An 850-nucleotide genomic window follows, 5' to 3' on the forward strand; every position below is an offset into this window, starting at 1 on the left:
GTCTTGGAGACCGCGACCAGCGTCACGGCGCCGGCTTCGCGGCCGGCCTCGCGCTCGGCGGCGTCGATCTTCGCCTTGACCGCGAAAAACTGCTGAACGGCATCGCCCATATGCAAATCCTGCTGTTTTGACCGGCGTTTTTGTCAGACGCGATACCCATATGGTTGACGGGTTTGCCAAACCATGGTGAACACCCGGACCACATTCCCTGAACTGCCGAGCCGTCGCCCGCAGTTCGCGCATGCTTTTAAGTGAAAAACGTCCCATGGCAACCGAACGATACAATCCGCGCGCGTCAGAGCCCAAATGGCAGAAGGCCTGGGACGCCAAGAAGCTGTTCGAAGCGCACAATGACGATCCGCGCCCGAAATACTATGTGCTGGAGATGTTCCCCTATCCGTCGGGGCGCATCCATATCGGTCATACCCGCAATTACACGATGGGCGACGTGGTGGCGCGCTACAAGCGGGCCAAGGGTTTCAACGTGCTGCACCCGATGGGCTGGGACGCCTTCGGCATGCCGGCCGAAAACGCGGCGATGCAGAACAAGGTCCATCCCAAGGAGTGGACCTACCAGAACATCGCCACCATGCGCGAGCAGCTCAAGGTCATGGGGCTGTCGCTGGACTGGGCGCGCGAATTCGCCACCTGTGACGTCGACTATTACCACCGCCAGCAGATGCTGTTCCTCGATTTTGTCGAGAAGGGGCTGGTGACGCGCAAATCCTCCAAGGTCAACTGGGATCCGGAGGACATGACGGTGCTCGCCAACGAGCAGGTCATCGACGGGCGCGGCTGGCGCTCGGGCGCGCTGGTCGAACAGCGCGAGCTGACGCAGTGGTTCTTCCTG

Annotated in this window: 1 protein-coding gene; it reads left to right on the forward strand. The window is 61.1% G+C overall.

What is annotated here, in order from left to right; translation table 11 throughout:
* Positions 1-265: 265 nt before the first annotated feature.
* Positions 266-850 (forward strand): class I tRNA ligase family protein (locus EN984_RS36245; RefSeq protein ID WP_164765999.1); only part of this gene is annotated, 585 nt, incomplete at its 3' end.

Origin of the sequence: Mesorhizobium sp. M7A.F.Ca.CA.004.12.1.1 (assembly GCF_003997835.1) — a bacterium.
Classification (GTDB): Bacteria; Pseudomonadota; Alphaproteobacteria; order Rhizobiales; family Rhizobiaceae; genus Mesorhizobium.